The sequence below is a fragment of the Antrihabitans auranticaus genome, from assembly GCF_016481275.1.
In the GTDB taxonomy this organism is placed as follows: Bacteria; Actinomycetota; Actinomycetes; order Mycobacteriales; family Mycobacteriaceae; genus Antrihabitans.
The window spans coordinates 1-16020 of the sequence record NZ_JAEMNW010000002.1 but is presented as its reverse complement, the minus strand read 5'-3'; the positions used below and the strand labels follow the sequence as shown (position 1 = coordinate 16020).

The following is a 16020-nucleotide window of genomic DNA, read 5'->3' as shown; positions in this document are numbered from 1 at the left end:
GCATGGTTTCCAGGGTCGTTCAGGCGGAAACCGCCAGTGAAACTATGCGCTCGGCGCACAGAGGCGCAAAATCCTCCAAGCCTGATCGCGGAACTAGGTCAATGCGGCGTCGAGTTCGTCGAATGCTTCGCCGGTGTACACGGCCAGCCGCTGTAGGTGCGGTAGTTGGTCGCGGCAGCCCATGAAGCCGACGCAGAAGTTTCCACCCGTGGAGAGCACGGTGATGTTGAGCGCCTGACCGTGCATGATGACCGACACCGGATGCAGTTCATCCATACGAGCGCCCCGCAAGTACTGCTGTTCTCGTGGGCCAGGCACATTCGAGATGACGAGGTTGTACGGCGGCCTCACTCTGCCTGCGAGACCGATCATGTTCTGCATGATGTACGGGCCGTTGGTCAGGACGCCGTACTGGTTTGCGGCAGCAGTCGACAGGTTCGCGAGATTCTGCTTGGCCAACGAACTCGACCGCTGGATGGCGCGCAGTCGTTCGACCGGGTCCTCGATGTCGGTGAACAGTTTGATCATCACGAATGCGATCGCATTGCCGCGGTCGTCGTCTTCGTCCCGACGCACCGAGACGGGCGCGCCCGTGACCAGGCCATCCAGGGGCAGTGAGTCGATCTCCCCCAAGTACTTTCGAAGGGCGCCCGCGCAGATCGCGAGGAACACCTCGTTGACAGTAGCGTTGGCGCGCTTGCCGATTCGCTTCAGGTCGTCGAGTCGATAGGTCTGCGTCGCGTACCGGCGTTGCCGGCCGATTCTTCCGTTGAGCAGCGGCGACTTCGGCGCTACGAACGGCACGGCGAGGTCGGGATCGGTCGGCCGCGCTGCATCCTTGACGATCCCGCCGGTCGCCTTACCCAACTCGGCTGTCAGCCTTGCGCGCTCCCTCCCGGTACGCAACGCGCTCGCCGCTCGCTCGGCGACCGACGCCTTCGCGAGCGCTTCGGCCCTGCAGCGCGGACGTGGCCCGATCGTCCAAATCGGCCGTACCTCGTTATCAGCGGAATTCGACGTGACCATCTGGAAGAACCGTCGCGATCCACCGACGCCGTCGAGCAGCGCGTGATGCACCTTGAAATAGATCGCGAATCGATTGCCCTCGAGACCTTCGATTACGTGACATTCCCAGAGCGGGCGTGTCGGGTCCAGCGGTCGGGAGTGCAGTCGCGAAATGAGCACACCGAGTTGCCGCTGCCCGCCTGGACCGGGCAGGGCCGAATGGCGTAGGTGGAAGTCGAGATCGATCTCTTCGTCGTCGAGGACGTCCCATTTGGGCGCGACCGAGGAGAACATCCTGTTCGATAGCCGATAGTTGAACGGTGGAGCGAACTGCTTGTAGGAGTGCAGGTCTGCGACGAGGTCGCTGAGAAATGTGTCGGACGCATCCTCGGGAAGCGAGAATGTCGCGAGGATTGCTACGTGTGCCGATACCTCGGCTGAATCGAGTGCGAGAAACGCGCGGTCGAGAATCGACAAGGGCTTGGTCGTCATCGTGGTACTTCCTGGTTGCTGCTGGGAAAGTTGTGGCGAGCCTGCCGTTCAGGCCGACGGAGCGGTACGGATCTCGACGATCGGCAGCCGCAGTGCACCCGGAGCATCGGCAGGTACAACGGGCCGTGACGGCGCAATCGGCCGAATTCGCACATAGGGCATCCCCTGCTCGGGACGCTGATCGGCCTCCCCCTTGTTCGGCCACAGCGACGCTGCCCGTTCGGCTTGCGCGCTGATGGTCAGGGATGGGTTGACGCCGAGGTTCGCCGACACCGCGGACCCGTCGACGACGCTCAGTGTCGGGTACCCGTACACCCGGTGATATGGGTCGATGAAGCCGTGATCCGCGTCTGCACCGATCGCGCATCCGCCGAGGAAGTGCGCGGTGAGCGGGATGTTGACCAGTTCGCCCCAACTGCCCGCCGCCACGCCGTCGATCTTGTTCGCGATACGCCGAGTCGCCTCGTTGCCGACCGGGATCCACGTTGGATTCGGTTTGCCGTGCCCCTGCTTGCTCGACAGTCTCCGACCGAACAGCCCGCGCTTGGTGAAGGTGACTATCGAGTTGTCGAGGTGCTGCATGATCAGTGTGATGATCGTGCGTTCGCTCCAACCCTTGACGACGGCGAAGCGCCCGAAGGCGATCGGGTGCCGCAACGTCAGGCCGAAGAACTTGAGCCACCGCGGAATTCGGCCGCCACCATCGGTCATGAGCGTCTGCAGCATGCCCATGGCATTGGAGCCCTTGCCGTAGCGGACAGGTTCGATATGGGTGTCGGACGTCGGGTGGAAGGACGACGTGATCGCGACTCCACGAGTCAGGTCCATGTCGGCGTCGACCTTGAACTTCGAAGCCCCGCAGATCGATTCGGAGTTGGTGCGGGTCAGCATCCCGAGCTGATTCGATATCTCGGGCAACTTGCCCTTGTCACGCATCTTGTGGAGAAGGTTCTGCGTGCCCCAGGTCCCGGCTGCGACGACGACGTGGTTCGCCGTCAGCGTGTGCCGCCTCTTACGGACCCAGGCACCGGTGCGTTCGACCGATACTTCCCAGACGCCGTCCGAACGCTGCTGCACACTAGCGACCGTGCTGAGCGGAAGTACTTCTGCACCTGCCTTTTCGGCAAGAGCGAGGTAGTTCTTGACGAGTGTATTCTTCGCCCCGTAGCGACATCCGGTCATGCACGAGCCGCATTCGACGCAGCCGGTCCGATCCGGCCCTGCACCACCGAAGTACGGGTCGGCAACGGTCTTGCCGGGTTCGCCGAAGAAGACGCCGACCGGCGTCTGCACGAATGTCTCGCCGACACCCATGTCCTCTGCGACCGACTTGACGATTTCGTCTGCCGGCGTCATATGCGGGTTGCGGACGACGCCGAGCATGCGTTTCGCCTGCTCGTAGTGCGGCGTCAATTCCGCGCGCCAGTCCGTGATCGTGGACCACTGCGGATCGGCGAAGAACGCGTCCGGCGGCACATACAGCGTGTTCGCGTAGTTGAGTGAGCCGCCACCGACACCGGCGCCGCCAAGAATCAGTACATCGCGTAGGAGATGAATTCGCTGAATGCCGTATAACCCGAGCATCGGCGCCCAGACGAACTTGCGCAGATCCCAACTCGTCTTTGGCAACTCGTCGTCCGCAAACCGCCGACCGGCTTCGAGCACACCAACTCGGTAACCCTTTTCGGTCAGGCGCAGCGCGGTGACGCTGCCACCGAAGCCTGATCCGACGATGAGAACGTCGTAATCGAGATCGTTGGGCACAGTTCCTCCAGGGCCGTGGTAATCGCTGTGAGCACACACACTAACGATTGCAGTAAACACTGTCAATAACAGTTAATGCTGCAACTGATACGCTGCACCCGTGCCCGAGTTCACGATCGCGCAGCTAGCCGAACGAACAGGCGTGCCACCGCGCACGATTCGCTACTACCAATCGACGGGGTTGCTCACCAAGCCCACTCGAATTGGCAAGGAGGCGTACTACAACGACGGACACGTGGAGCGGCTCCAGCTCATCGCCGATATGCGCTCTCGCCGAATGAAACTCAGCGCGATGTCAGCCGTGCTCGAATCCGACGCACACGCGCGGAACTCGGCGGCCGACTGGCTCGGACTCGACGCGCTACGAGTCGCGCCGTGGACGGAAACCCAGGACCGCAGCTACGACGACGCCGCGCTCACCGAACTCCTCGGCGATCGTCGCACAGAAATTCTCGACGACCTCGTTGCAGCGGAGTACCTGCATTTCGAAGAGGGGCAGTGGCACGTCAAGGACTTTCCGCTGTTCAAGGCGGCGCTCGTGCTGTACGACGCAGGACTCAGCGTCTCTGTGAGCGCGGACCTGCGAAAGAAGTTGCGCACGAGCTTGGCTGCCCTCGCGGACGAGCTCGTCGGAAAGGTAGCCGGGGAAGCCGGCGCCGGATATGCAGGCGAGGGAAGTGCGAGCGACCTGCGACGTAACCTGGAGCGATTTCGGGCCGCGGCGTGGGAGGCGGCAGGCCACGTTCTGGTGCAGGAAATCGGCCGAGCGGTCGCCGAATTCGAATGAGGACGCTCAGACGACAAGGTGGCGGTCCATTCCAATGGCGTTGCGTTTGATGCTGGTACCTATCGTGGAACGTCAATCTTCAGCGCGTACCGCAAGTTCTCGAAACGTCGTCAGGATTCGGTGGGTCAGGCCCCAAATCATGAGCGAGTCGAACGGCGGGAGGTCGCCCGTTCGAAACTCCCACGCGGGCCACGGACCCAGCAACCGGACCGGGTAGCGGACGCTCGCGGCGCGATCGGACAGCAGCGACAACGGGACCCAGTGCGCTGCAGCAACTTCCGCGGGGTCGGGAGTAAGCGGAACGGCTTCGTCGAGGACGAAGACCGCGGTCGATACGACGCCCTTGAGCATTCGACCGCCGATGTCGTCGAGCCTGCCGACCGGGTCGCCAATTTCTACGCCGACCTCTTCGAACGTCTCGCGGCGCGCGGTCGCTGCGACGTCCTGATCGGTCGGGTCCGTTCGGCCACCGGGTAAGGCCGCATGGCCCGACCACATGTCACCGGTCCGCGTGGCGCGGCGGATGATGATGAACTTCGGATCGGGCTCGGCGGCCAGGACGAGGGCGGTAGCCGCATGCCATTCGCCGGGTGGTTCGATGTGCGGCCGGTGCTCGGCAACTCGACTCAGCACTGCATCGAGGTTCACCGCGATATCCGCGCCCGACTCGGTGCCCACTCGACGTTTCGATTCGTCAGCATCCTTCTACGATCTCGCACGCGAGCGCGCTCGAGGTCGGCGGGTAGTCAGTACTCCCGCGGCGGATAGGTCGGTGGATAATTCGGCGGTTGCGGCGAACCGGGGGGCGGATAGCCCGGTGGCGGGTAACCGGAGTCTGGATAGCCGGGCGGCGGTGGGTAGCCAGGAGGTGGATAGCCAGGCGGCGGATTCGGTGGCGAGCGCCGCCGCAACAGGAATACGACGAGCACGATGATCGCTGGCAGCACGACCCCGCAACCGAGCGTTCCGATGACACCGAAAATGCTCGCAACGAATGCAAATACCGACCTGCGTGGGCCTACCGCGAAGTTGAGGGTGGTGTCGTCCGATACGCAGTCGACTTCGTACCGTCCCGCTTCGACCTCACTCGTGGATTGCAGAGCCAGATGCCACGACCCGAAGGACTGCTCGCCGGAAGGGTCCTCGAGTTCGACCTTGGTGCCGTCGGAATGTGTCGCGAGACAACGCATCTCGAACACCGGTTGATCCGCGTAGACATTCAGCCCAGGTTCGTCCAGCTGCACGGACAGCGGTGTCCCGACGCTGCCCTCGTCAGCTACCGACGGCACACTTGCGGCAATCCGCCAGCCGAGGACACCTGCGAGCACGAGCGCCACGACGAATATCCCGAGCGCAACCCAGTACCAATTCTTCGACGGCCCTGCTCCCCGTGCCACTCGATACCTCCTGCCGGCGCATTCGTCGAGGTCAACGCAATCGCGGAAACTCAGACTACTTGGATAGCATCGCCGCCGGATAGGAATGTCGTCACCCGCGCGCAGTGCACGCCGGACGGAACTGTCGATATTCGACTTCAGCCTGATTTTAATTGCACCGGAATCGGCGGCTCGGTCGACAAGCTGATGTTTACGCAGCTAGCCGATGGGCAACATTGAAGCGACCAAAGGTTCGCGAGCAACTAATTGTGCGCGGCGCCTGACGAAGGCGGTACTCGCGCGGTATCGTCGCCGTCCGGCACCCGCGTCGTACCGGAATCGGTGCAGACCCTGCAACGGTTGTCGTGAAGGGAGTTTCATGAACATCTGGAATTACCTTCAGGGCCGCGGAGAATTTCTCGCGTTCCTGACCTATCAGCATGCATCCCTCGCGTTTCAAACGGTTCTGGTCGGCACGCTTGTCGCAGTTGTCATCGCAATCGCGGTGTACCGTTTTCCGCTCGCATCGGCGTTGACGCTGACGAGCAGCCGCGTCGCTCTGACCATTCCGTCTCTCGCTCTGCTTGCATTGCTCATCGTGCCGTTCGGCTTGGGCGTCATCCCGTCGTTCGTCATGCTCGCGTTCTTCGCTGCTATGCCAGTGATCGGCAACGCCATTGTCGGTCTGCGGTCGGTGCCGGAGTCTGTGATCGAATCCGCGCGCGGAATCGGGTTCTCCCGTCGCCGCATCCTGTTCACGGTGTCGCTCCCCCTGGCCTGGCCCGTGATCCTTACCGGAATTCGCGTGTCGACGCAAATGGTCGTAGGTGTCGCCGCCATCGTCGCGTACGTGCTCGGACCGGGACTCGGTTCACTGATCTTCAACGGCCTGTCTCGATTGGGCGGCAAGAACTCAGTTGAAATGGCCCTCACCGGGACCGTACTCATCGTCGTCATCGCCTTGGTATTCGACGCCCTGCTCGTCCTCCTCGGGCGCCTCACCATCTCGAAGGGATTGTCATGACCGAAACTGCCGAAAGTGCGGGCGGCGAGCGCACCGTCACCGGTGCCGCTATTCGGCTCGACGGAGTTGTGAAGCAGTACCGCGGCCAAAAGAAGCCGGCCGTGGAGAAGATCGATCTCGACATCGAAGCGGGCCACATCGTCGCGTTCGTCGGACCGTCCGGTTGCGGCAAGACGACTACCCTGAAGATGATCAACAGGCTCATCGAACCGACCGAGGGACGCATCTACATCGGCGACCGCGACGTGACCGGTGAAGACCCGGACAAGCTGCGCCAGTCGATCGGCTACGTCATTCAGTCCGGCGGACTGTTCCCCCACTGGTCGGTAGCCAAGAACATCGGCGCCATTCCGCGTGTTCTCGGGTGGGATGCGAAACGCATCGCCGAGCGGACCGATTATCTGCTCGATCTCGTCGGACTCGATATCGACACTTTCAGGGACCGGCTACCGAAGGACATGTCCGGTGGGCAGCAACAGCGCGTTGGTGTCGCGCGTGCACTCGCCGCCGATCCGCCCGTACTCCTCATGGACGAGCCGTTCGGAGCGGTCGACCCGATAACCCGGGTCCGGCTGCAGGACAAGCTGATCGCGATTCACCACGAACTCGGCAAGACGATCGTGATCGTCACTCACGATTTCGAGGAGGCCACCAAACTCGGCGACAAAGTGCTGATCCTTTCCGAGGGCGGGCACATCGAGCAGTACGCGACGCCGGAGGAAATTCTGGCGAAGCCTGCCTCACCGTTCGTCGAGGAATTCATCGGATCGGGCGCAACGCTCGCCCATCTGACCCTGTCGCGTGTGAAAGACGTCCAGCACGATTCGGTGGTCACCGCACGAATCGGAGACTCCTCCCAAGAGGTCATCAACCGCGCAAAAGCGCAGGGCGCGACCTGGATCGTTGTCGTCGACGACCAGGGCAGAGCACGATCGTGGCCCTCGCTCGACGAAGTAGCGACCAAGGATCGCGTTTCCGACTACGTCGATCCGCGTCTCCCTACGGTCGCACCCTCGTCGACACTGAACGACGCACTCGACTCCATGCTCGCAGCAAGTCAGGGCGGCGTGCTCGTCACCGACGGCCGCGGGGCCGTTACCGGCGCACTCACCATCGCCACGATCATGTCGGTTATCCGCGGACAACTAGACGTCGCACGGGCCGATGACGGCCACGTCTCCTACCGCGACTACTCAGAAGACTCGGCGACATGACCCGCCTTTGGCGTACGCCGATCGACGTCTGGTTCGAGCCGCTGATCATCTTGATTCTCGGCGTCGGATACATCGTGTGGTACCGCTCGACCACGCTGACGCCGACCGAGCAGGCAGCACTGGGCTGGGACAACTTGCGCAGCACGATCATCGATCACATCACGCTCACTCTGACGGCAACAGTGATCGTTGTGCTGATTGCAATCCCCCTCGGGATCGCGCTCACCCGGGAAAAGACGAAGCGCTTCAAACCACTGGTGGTGAACATCGCGAACATCGGGCAGGCGGCCCCCGCCGTCGGCCTGATCGTTCTGCTCACGATGTGGCTCGGCACCGGATTCCGAACTGCGGTAGTCGGACTCGTGGTCTATGCGACGCTGCCGATCCTGCAGAACACCATCGTGGGCATCGACCAGGTAGACAAGCGAACTATCGAAGCTGCGCGCGGCATCGGCTTCTCGGGACCCCGGACCCTCGTGCAGGTCGAGTTGCCGCTCGCTGTTCCCGTGATCCTCAACGGCGTTCGGACCGCGTTGGTCATTCTGGTCGGTACCGCAACCCTCAGCACGTTCATCGGCGCCACCAGCTTGGGGACCCTGATCACCACGGGCGTGACCTTGTTCTTGCCCAAGCTGCTTATTTCGGGGGCGATTCTGGTCGGGCTCCTGGCGTTGACCATCGACTGGCTCGGGCGCTTGGTCGAGTTGGTCGCAACCCCGCGAGGAGTGGCATGATCCGGCAACTTCGAATCGCAGCTCTCGCGCTCGGTGTGACGGTCGCCGCCGGGTGCGGCTTGGTCAGCTCGTCTGGCACGTTCCACGACGCCTCGCTGCCAGGCGGCGAACGGCCGTTGGATGGCGCCTCGATCGTCGTGACTTCCAAGAGCTTCACCGAGGGCGTCATCCTCGGCAAGATCACCGCGACCTATCTCGCCGCCGCAGGAGCTGACGTCACCGACCTGACCGGCGCACCGGGATCCGCGTCGTCCCGGCAGGCGCAGCTGAACGGGGACGCCGACATCCTCTGGGAGTACACCGGCACCGGGTGGGTGAACTATCACGGCCAGACCGAGACCATTTCCGATCCCGCCCAGCTGTGGCAGCGCGTCCACGACATCGAGAAGCAGGTGAACGATCTCGAGTGGCTGCCTCCGGCCAACTTCAACGACACCTACGCGTTCGCCGCATCCGCAGCGACCGCGGACCGACTCGGCGTTCGCACGCTGTCCGACGTTGCAAAGCTTCCGGTATCCGACAGAACTTTCTGCGTCGACGATGAGTTCTTCAGTCGTGCAGACGGATTCGTCCCCATGCTCGAGAAGTACGGAATCCCGCTGAACGCGCCCGATGGCGTGCCGTCGGACAAGGTCACCAGAATGGACGCCGGCGTCGTGTACACCTCGACCGCCCGGAGTGCGCCGTGCAACTTCGGCATGGTGTACACCACCGACGGACGGGTGAAGAACCTGAACCTCACGGTCCTCGAAGACGACCGAAAGTTCTTCCTGCCCTACAGCGGTTCCGTTGTCATGCGGTCGTCCGTGTACGAGGACTACCCCGAGATCGCGGTTTTGATGGGCAACGTCTCCCAGCGCCTAACCGATGACCTGATGCAGGATCTCAACGGAAAGGTCGACATCGACGGGGAGGACCCCGCCGACGTCGCCTACGACTGGCTGAAAAGCGAGGGGCTGATCGAGTAATCGGCCCGCGCTAGATCGGCTCCTGCACAATAGGTTCCGCTCGCCTGCCGGTGCGGACTCCGACCGCCAGACCCGCCGCGAACGCCGCGACGAGCAGCGCCACGATTGCCCACGCCAGAACGCTCGATCCACCGACCAGGTCGTCGAGATTGGCGAGAATCAGCACAAGCGCGCCGAGCAACCCGATCAGCCCCAGCGCTGGAGCGATGCGTACGCGCCACTGGGAGTAGCCGCGTCGGTCGCGACCGAAGAACACGAGGACCGCGACGCTGGTGACGATGAGGAGTATTACGATGCCGACCGTCGTTGCGCCGGCGAACCAGGTGTAGAACTGCGCCGCGGGGTCGAGTCCGAATACGACCGCGAGAATTACGGCGCCCGCGACCGCACCCGAGATCCAGAGTGAAGCTGTATGCGGGCTGCCGTGCTTGCCGTGCGGTCGCGACAGCACCGCGGGCAGAACGTCGCGTTGTGCCAACGCAAATATGTAGCGCGACACGACGTTATGGAACGACAGCACGCACGCGAAGAGACTCGTGAAGTAGAGCACTGTGATGATGTCGGCGCCGACGGTGCCGATGTAGCGGGATGCGGTGTCGCCGAGGAACGTGGAACCGGCATCGGTTGCCTGCCGGAGGGCTGCCGCATCACCCCAACCGGAGATCAGTGCCCAACTGGTCAACGCATAGAACACACCGATGAGAACCAGCGAGACGTAGGTTGCGCGTGGGATGGTCCGTTCCGGTTCGCGCGCTTCGTCGCGGAAGATTGCGGTGGCCTCGAAGCCCACATAGCTGATGATCGCGAACAGCAAGCCGATACCGACCGACCCCGAGAGCACCGCACTCGGGCTGACAATGCCGGTCGACAACCCGTGTTCGCCCCCGCGACCGACGATGACCAGATCGAGGACGACCACGATCGCGATCTCGGCAGTCAGCAGCACGCCGAGCACACGGCTCGACAGTTCGATGTTTCGATAGCCGAGATAGGTGGTCGCGATGAACGCAAACGCGGCGAATACCCACCACGGCACACTAGGACCGCCGAGGAGTTCCACGACGCCGGCGCCGGCGGGTCCTAGCAGCCCGTAGACGCCGGCCTCGATCGCCAGGTAGCTCACGACTGCCACGAAGGCGATGCCGATCCCGACTGGAAAACCCAGGGATGTTCGGACATACGAGAAGAACGCGCCGGCTTCCGGGACGTGTGGGGTCATGGCAGTGAAACCGACCGAGAACAGCAGCAGGACGATCGTCGCAACGATGAACGTCGCGGGAAAGCCTGCACCGTTTCCTGCTGCGATGCCAAGGGGGACAACGCCGCCGATTACCCCGAGCGGTGCCGCCGCAGCGACGACCATGAAGACGATCGCGGGTACTCCGAGGTTGCCGCGAAGATGCCGTGCGGGCGCTGGGTCGTCGGGTACCGGTTCGAAAGGTTTTGCGGAGGTTGTTGTTTCAGACATAGGGTGACTCCGATTCGTGGGCACGTGGGCTGTCGCACCATACGGAGCACAGCGCTCACGAGACCAGATATCGGGTCATCGTGAATCAGAATGCAGCAGTTCCGCCCACCCGAAGGCGGACGGAACTGATGCGCAACGTTCCGCTACTGCTCTGCGCGCTGCCTCTCCTCGTTGGCCTTGGCTTCAGCGCGGGCTTCTTCGGCCTGGGCCTCGTGCTTTGCCACCTCGCGCTGGTCCTCTGCCTTGTCCTGCTGGGCCTCGCCCTCGCGTGCCAGGGAGTCGTTCCCCGTCACGTTTCCGACGGCTTCCTTCACAGTGCCCTTGACGTCTTCGACAACACCCTTGACTCCCTCGGCGGGTCCACTCTTGTCGTCGGCCATGTCAGCTCCTTCTGGTTGATTGCGGCCCACTCTCTATGGCGCGCCACTAGTTCGATACCCGTGCTTGACCGCTCTGAAACCCACAGCACGACAGAAACTTTGGTGAGCCGGCCGAATCGCCCGCGCTGTCCGATTTCGGAGGTTCAATCATCGACCGGAACCTTCCGACGCCGGTGGCTGGTGTCACAGAAGGGATAGGTCTTGCTGCGTTTGCAGGCGCACAACGCAACGAGAAACCGGTCCGAGCGCGCGGTCGTTCCGTCGTCGAGCACAACTTCCACCGGCCCCTCGATCAGAATCGGCCCGCCGCGCACCATTTCGACTCGCCGGGCGCTGCTGCTACTCGCGCGGCTTGTCACCACGGATCACCACCAATTCCTCGACCGCACAACCCTGTTCGCACAATCCGACTGTATTCAGGTAGCCCCGCCTGCTGCGCAGCACGGATCCGAATGGAATCGTCGTTCGCCGCACAACCTCCGCATCGAACCCGCCCGCCTGCAACGCTGCCACCGTTCTGGCCTCGTCATTGAAGGCCGAATGGACGACAAAGAGGCAACCGCCCGGCCGTACCAATTCCCAAGCCGCTTCACACAGGGGATCGAGCACCGCTCGGCCATCGGATCCGGCATCCCAGCGCTGCGCGAAGGGTCCACCCGCGGCGCTCGCCGGCGCTGGAACATAGGGCGGGTTGGCAACCACTATGTCGAAAGGCCCCAATTCCTTCGCACGCGAGAGATCTCCCCTGCACGCTGTCACCGGCAGTTGCCGAATACGTGCGTTGACCCACGTTGTCAGCACCGCGAGCCGCGAAATATCAACGGCGACAACGACTGCCCCGCGTTCAGCTGCGCTCAACGCGAGTACGCCGCTGCCGCTGCACACGTCGAGAACTCGCGTACCTGCCTGGATCGGTGCATCGTTCAAAGCGTCCGCGAGGAGCAACGAGTCTTCTTGCGGCCGGTAAACCCCCGGCGGAACCCAGACCCGCGAAAGTACCGGAGCCCTCAGATCGGAACCCCCCACAGCCTCGTATTCGAGCATGTATCAGACCTCTCCAGTGGTCGTGCGCGGCCCGGTTTCGGTCATCTAATCGCCAGCGCCGGAAGCATTTGCGACAAGGAACTCACACCACGTCGCCATTTCCCCAAAACGAACTCCGTCAAACGTCTTTCGAGAATTTCGGAACCGACAATTCCGAACACGACGTCATGCTCGAGCGCAGGTTGCTGGTCGAGCAACCCTTGCACGACTTCTCGGCGCATCACCTGTTCGTGTACGGCGTCGGCTTCGATGTGCTCTGCGTAGAAGTGGACGCAGGGTTCTGGCGCACCAAGGCGTTCGAGTGCCGCGACCGTGCGGCGTGAGCCTGGTGACGACGTCACCTCTGCAGCGGCGAGGATTCCGACACTGGCGCCCCGCAGACCCCGATGCAGACCGCACATCGACATGAAGTTGACGATTGCCAGCGCCTCAGCAGGAACACAATCCACGTAGGCGAGGTATCCCGCGTCCAGATCGGCCGCGCGCAGGAGGTCGGCGAAAAGTGCCGAATGGATCCGCTCGGCCCGGCCACCGCCGAATTCGTCGAATTCGACTGCGACGAGGCCTGCTTTCGCCCGACCGGTCAGCCGCGGGATCACCCACGCATGCGGGTCGGCTTCCTTGAGGTGATAGATCGACCGCATCGCGAAGTACTCGCGGAAGTTGTCCCAAGTCCCGGTATCACGCAGGTAGTACGAGAAGCCGTCACCGTCGGGCGAATCCACGCAGAGAGAATCGAGCACTGAAGCAGCGCTGAGGCCGCGCCCGACTTCGCCGCGAAGCCTGGCGAGGAAGGGCTTCTCGAGAGCGTTGCGGAGTCGAATGAGTTCAGGATCCCATTCCCACTCCGGGTCGACCCCGTCGAAACCGCGATAATGCAGTTCGTAGCAGACATGAAGAGCCAGTTGGTGATCCGCTACATACGGGTCGGCACGCGCGGACGGAAGGACAAACGAGATGTCGCCGGGACTGTGGCTTGCGAGCGCACCGATGACCTCGTAGGACATGGGACCGCGCGGGCGCGGCATTCGCGAGGCCAAACTGGCTGCATCTTCGTTCACCACAGACAGATACCCGCCGGGCACCTTCCCGACACTTCGGTTCCGTTATTCGTGGTCGGCGCCCTCTCGCGGTTGTGCCCTGCGCGCCCGGTCATTTCTCGACCGCTGTTGCGTTTCCCCGCTGCCGTGCGGGGGTAGCTCCTACAGAACGGAAGGATCGCGATGAAGGCTTCGCAATGACGGACCTGCTCGGCATCTACCTCAGCGACCACTTCGCGGGCGCGACCGGTGGCGTATCACTGATCCGGCGTATCGCCGAATCACACGACGGCGAAGCACGAACCGAGCTCACTCGGGTCGCACACGACATCGAAGACGACAGGACCGCGCTACGCGAAATATTGCGCCGTGTGGGTGCCGAGCCGCGCCACTACAAGGCTGCCGGCGCATGGGTCGGCGAAAAGCTTGCCCGTTTGAAGTCGAACGGCCGATTGTTCCGGCGTTCCGGCTTGAGTTCGGTGCTGGAGCTGGAAGCGATGCAACTCGGCGTCGAAGGCAAAGCCGCCCTGTGGCTCGCGTTGCGGCTGCTGGCCGACAACGACGACAGGCTGGATCAAGCGGCGCTCGACGAATTGCGAGCTCGGGCAGAATCTCAGATAGCGATACTCGAACGACTCCGGTGCGACGAGATCCGTCGGCAGTTTGCGTGATGCAGCTCATCCGTAGAGTCGAGTCGTGGTGACAGCGATCCGAGACTGGTTTCAGCGTGCGTTGTGGGACGTGGTACCTCGCGATCAGCGAATGAGCACAGAAGCGTTGCGCAGGCGGCAGATAGTGACCGTCGCATTCATCGTTCTCGGCGGCTTGGTACTGGGGTTCTCGCTGCGCCTGGAGCCCGGCAGTCCATGGTTCTACCCTGCGACCACTGCGCTCGCCTTGGTATGGACGGTTGGTGCGTTCACATCCGGCCCGCTACACCTGGGGCGCGTCGCGCACGCGTCGGGAACCCGCCGGCCCATCATCACGCCGATTGTGATCGGCGCGTTGCTCGTTGCCATGTTCGTCGTCGGAGCGCTTGTCGTCCGGCAGATTCCGTTCCTCTACGAACAGGTGCAATCCGTTCTCGACCACGCCGGTCAGGGCGCTGGTCCGATACTGGTCGCCATCACAGTCGTCAGCGGAGTTGCCGAGGAGTTGTTCTTTCGCGGTGCGGTCTATGCGGCAGCAACGCGCTACCCGGTGCCCGTCACGACTGTCGCCTACGGAATCGCCACCCTCGCAACGGGCAACGTGATGTTGGCTTTCGCCGCGCTTCTCCTCGGCGTCGTTGTCGGCCTTCAGCGCCGTGCCACCGGCGGTGTGCTCGCGCCGATTCTCACCCACATCACGTGGTCGACGTCGATGCTCTTTCTGCTGCCATTGTTGTTCGGATAGTCATTCCTGCGCGAGTGCCGAACGGACCGACTCCTCGTATGACATCGACTTACCAGGCACAAGGTTCTCGATGGACCGGTCGGTAACGACGACCTCGTTGCCCATCGAGTCGATCAGGTTCCGGCCGGTGGTCACGTCGACATCGGTGACGAGCGCCAGCCAGTACGAAGAGAGCGTCGGCGTCAGCACCGGAACCTTGAGGATCGGGAGGCTGCGACCGTTCCTGATCTTGGCCGCGATCTGCATCATCTCGAGATAGGTCAGCGCATCCGGCCCCCCGATTTCGAAAACCCTGCCGTACGCTTCCTCACATCCGATTACGCCTGCAAGATAACGGATTACGTCGTCGACGGCGATCGGCTGGGTGCGGGTCGATACCCACTTAGGGACGACCATCGCGGGCAGATTGCTCACCAGCTGCCGGGTCAGCTCCCACGAGATACCGCCGGCACCAACGACGATCGCCGCACGCAGTGCGGTCACGGGTACACCCGCCTCACCGAGAAGTCCTTCGACCTCACGCCGGGAGCGCAGGTGGGCTGACAATTGATCGTCGTCACTGCCGAGTCCGCCCAGATACACGATCTGCTTGACCCCCGCGGCAGCGGCGGCCGAGCCGAATGCTCGCGCGGCCGCGGCGTCCTTTCGCTCGAAGTCAGGATCGTCGAGCGAATGGACAAGATAGACCGCAACATCGACCCCGGCCAGCGCGTCGGTCAGTGTCGCAGGCTTGTGGACGTCTCCGTGGATCGCATCCGCCGGTCCCGAGTAGTCGTTGGGATGGCGCGTCATCGCGCGGACCGTCAAGTTCTGATCCACAAGGACCGGAACGAGTCGCTTGCCGATAAATCCGGTGGCGCCGGTTACGAGGACCGTTGTCGCACCCGGCGTCTGATTCTCTGTCACAGTCGCTCGTGATTGCATTCGACGATCAGAGCCATGGCGCACCAGCCTTCGATAATTTGCCGCTTCGATTGAGCGCTCGCGAATAGTCGTAGTTTATCCGCCACTAGGTTCCCCATCGACGCCGCTGCGAAACATGGCAATGTGTCAGCGGTGGGCTCAGCCCCATGAGGTGGGCCCACGCGTAATTGTGTCCGACCTACCGGTCAGCAGGCCCAGCTTGTCGGTTCGCCAATTTCCTCCATTCGCACCACTTTTCGGGACTCGCACTCGCTTGGGTTCAGGGAGTGATTGCAACACTGAAATTTCTCAGGAGTGTTGCGTGCATCTTTCACGGTTGCGGTCGGTTGTCGATCGGTACTGGTCGTTGGTCGGCGACGGCGTGCCGACGTCGACGGCGGGTGTTGCTGTCGGCGTGTCGGATAG

At 62.8% G+C, this 16020-nt stretch carries 17 protein-coding genes; 7 read left to right on the top strand and 10 right to left on the bottom strand.

Annotated features, from left to right (window positions below; all coding sequences use genetic code 11):
* Positions 1-93: 93 nt before the first annotated feature.
* Both JGU72_RS08040 and JGU72_RS08035 read right to left on the bottom strand, forming a co-directional pair.
* Positions 94-1497, bottom strand: a complete 1404-nt coding sequence (locus JGU72_RS08040; protein WP_199683296.1) for a WS/DGAT/MGAT family O-acyltransferase — start codon at positions 1495-1497, stop codon at positions 94-96.
* A gap of 48 nt (positions 1498-1545) precedes the next feature.
* On the bottom strand, positions 1546-3261 hold the full coding sequence (locus JGU72_RS08035; RefSeq protein WP_199683295.1) for a GMC oxidoreductase: 1716 nt from the start codon (positions 3259-3261) through the stop codon (positions 1546-1548).
* A gap of 100 nt (positions 3262-3361) precedes the next feature.
* Between JGU72_RS08035 and JGU72_RS08030 the strand changes: the two genes are divergently transcribed.
* The gene (locus JGU72_RS08030) at positions 3362-4048 is read left to right on the top strand and encodes a MerR family transcriptional regulator (RefSeq protein ID WP_199683294.1); all 687 of its coding nucleotides are present in this window, start codon (positions 3362-3364) and stop codon (positions 4046-4048) included.
* Between the two features lie 72 nt (positions 4049-4120).
* Here the strand turns inward: JGU72_RS08030 and JGU72_RS08025 are convergent, their stop codons facing one another.
* A complete protein-coding gene (locus tag JGU72_RS08025) occupies positions 4121-4726 on the bottom strand; it encodes an NUDIX hydrolase (protein WP_307828358.1) in 606 nt (201 codons plus the stop codon).
* 68 nt (positions 4727-4794) lie between these two features.
* On the bottom strand, positions 4795-5445 hold the full coding sequence (locus JGU72_RS08020; protein ID WP_199683293.1) for a hypothetical protein: 651 nt from the start codon (positions 5443-5445) through the stop codon (positions 4795-4797).
* 358 nt (positions 5446-5803) lie between these two features.
* Between JGU72_RS08020 and JGU72_RS08015 the strand changes: the two genes are divergently transcribed.
* From JGU72_RS08015 to JGU72_RS08000, 4 genes are read left to right on the top strand one after another with little or no spacing between them, the layout of a single operon-like run.
* Positions 5804-6448, top strand: coding sequence for an ABC transporter permease (locus JGU72_RS08015; RefSeq protein ID WP_199683292.1), 645 nt, complete (start codon positions 5804-5806; stop codon positions 6446-6448).
* Entirely contained in the window at positions 6445-7662 is a 1218-nt protein-coding gene (locus tag JGU72_RS08010) for an ABC transporter ATP-binding protein (protein ID WP_199683291.1), read from the top strand. The genes JGU72_RS08015 and JGU72_RS08010 overlap by 4 nt, the downstream gene beginning before the upstream one ends.
* Entirely contained in the window at positions 7659-8396 is a 738-nt protein-coding gene (locus JGU72_RS08005) for an ABC transporter permease (RefSeq protein ID WP_199683290.1), read from the top strand. Before JGU72_RS08010 ends, JGU72_RS08005 begins: the two co-directional genes overlap by 4 nt.
* Positions 8393-9364 carry a glycine betaine ABC transporter substrate-binding protein gene (locus JGU72_RS08000; protein ID WP_199683289.1) on the top strand — a complete coding sequence of 324 codons (972 nt, stop codon included), beginning with the start codon at positions 8393-8395 and terminating at the stop codon, positions 9362-9364. Before JGU72_RS08005 ends, JGU72_RS08000 begins: the two co-directional genes overlap by 4 nt.
* Before the next feature lie 10 nt (positions 9365-9374).
* Here JGU72_RS08000 and JGU72_RS07995 read toward each other — a convergent pair whose 3' ends face one another.
* The 5 genes from JGU72_RS07995 to JGU72_RS07975 form a co-directional block, all read right to left on the bottom strand.
* The gene (locus tag JGU72_RS07995; RefSeq protein ID WP_199683288.1) at positions 9375-10832 is read right to left on the bottom strand and encodes an APC family permease; all 1458 of its coding nucleotides are present in this window, start codon (positions 10830-10832) and stop codon (positions 9375-9377) included.
* Positions 10833-10975: 143 nt separating this feature from the next.
* Positions 10976-11212, bottom strand: a complete 237-nt coding sequence (gene mbp1 / locus JGU72_RS07990; protein ID WP_199683287.1) for a microaggregate-binding protein 1 — start codon at positions 11210-11212, stop codon at positions 10976-10978.
* A 143-nt stretch (positions 11213-11355) separates the two neighbouring features.
* Positions 11356-11529, bottom strand: coding sequence for a CDGSH iron-sulfur domain-containing protein (locus tag JGU72_RS07985; RefSeq protein ID WP_199684510.1), 174 nt, complete (start codon positions 11527-11529; stop codon positions 11356-11358).
* 22 nt (positions 11530-11551) lie between these two features.
* Positions 11552-12256: a HemK2/MTQ2 family protein methyltransferase gene (locus JGU72_RS07980; protein WP_199683286.1), complete on the bottom strand. Its 705-nt coding sequence runs from the start codon at positions 12254-12256 to the stop codon at positions 11552-11554.
* A 41-nt stretch (positions 12257-12297) separates the two neighbouring features.
* A complete protein-coding gene (locus JGU72_RS07975) occupies positions 12298-13284 on the bottom strand; it encodes an iron-containing redox enzyme family protein (protein WP_199684509.1) in 987 nt (328 codons plus the stop codon).
* Between the two features lie 209 nt (positions 13285-13493).
* Between JGU72_RS07975 and JGU72_RS07970 the strand changes: the two genes are divergently transcribed.
* Positions 13494-13967 (top strand): hypothetical protein, encoded by a 474-nt coding sequence (locus JGU72_RS07970; RefSeq protein ID WP_199683285.1) that lies wholly within the window; start codon positions 13494-13496, stop codon positions 13965-13967.
* Positions 13968-13992: 25 nt separating this feature from the next.
* A complete protein-coding gene (locus JGU72_RS07965) occupies positions 13993-14691 on the top strand; it encodes a CPBP family intramembrane glutamic endopeptidase (protein WP_307828357.1) in 699 nt (232 codons plus the stop codon).
* Here the strand turns inward: JGU72_RS07965 and JGU72_RS07960 are convergent, their stop codons facing one another.
* Positions 14692-15597, bottom strand: coding sequence for an NAD(P)H-binding protein (locus JGU72_RS07960; protein WP_307828356.1), 906 nt, complete (start codon positions 15595-15597; stop codon positions 14692-14694).
* Positions 15598-16020: the final 423 nt, after the last annotated feature.

Bases quoted from the DNA above. Each gene is read 5' to 3' on its own strand.
- JGU72_RS08010 (WP_199683291.1), top strand. From the start codon at position 6,445: ATGACCGAAACTGCCGAAAGTGCGGGCGGCGAGCGCACCGTCACCGGT.
- JGU72_RS07985 (WP_199684510.1), bottom strand. From the start codon at position 11,529: ATGGTGCGCGGCGGGCCGATTCTGATCGAGGGGCCGGTGGAAGTTGTG.
- JGU72_RS08005 (WP_199683290.1), top strand. From the start codon at position 7,659: ATGACCCGCCTTTGGCGTACGCCGATCGACGTCTGGTTCGAGCCGCTG.
- JGU72_RS07995 (WP_199683288.1), bottom strand. From the start codon at position 10,832: ATGTCTGAAACAACAACCTCCGCAAAACCTTTCGAACCGGTACCCGAC.
- JGU72_RS07975 (WP_199684509.1), bottom strand. From the start codon at position 13,284: ATGCCGCGCCCGCGCGGTCCCATGTCCTACGAGGTCATCGGTGCGCTC.
- JGU72_RS07980 (WP_199683286.1), bottom strand. From the start codon at position 12,256: ATGCTCGAATACGAGGCTGTGGGGGGTTCCGATCTGAGGGCTCCGGTA.
- mbp1 (WP_199683287.1), bottom strand. From the start codon at position 11,212: ATGGCCGACGACAAGAGTGGACCCGCCGAGGGAGTCAAGGGTGTTGTC.
- JGU72_RS08040 (WP_199683296.1), bottom strand. From the start codon at position 1,497: ATGACGACCAAGCCCTTGTCGATTCTCGACCGCGCGTTTCTCGCACTC.
- JGU72_RS07970 (WP_199683285.1), top strand. From the start codon at position 13,494: ATGACGGACCTGCTCGGCATCTACCTCAGCGACCACTTCGCGGGCGCG.
- JGU72_RS08015 (WP_199683292.1), top strand. From the start codon at position 5,804: ATGAACATCTGGAATTACCTTCAGGGCCGCGGAGAATTTCTCGCGTTC.
- JGU72_RS08000 (WP_199683289.1), top strand. From the start codon at position 8,393: ATGATCCGGCAACTTCGAATCGCAGCTCTCGCGCTCGGTGTGACGGTC.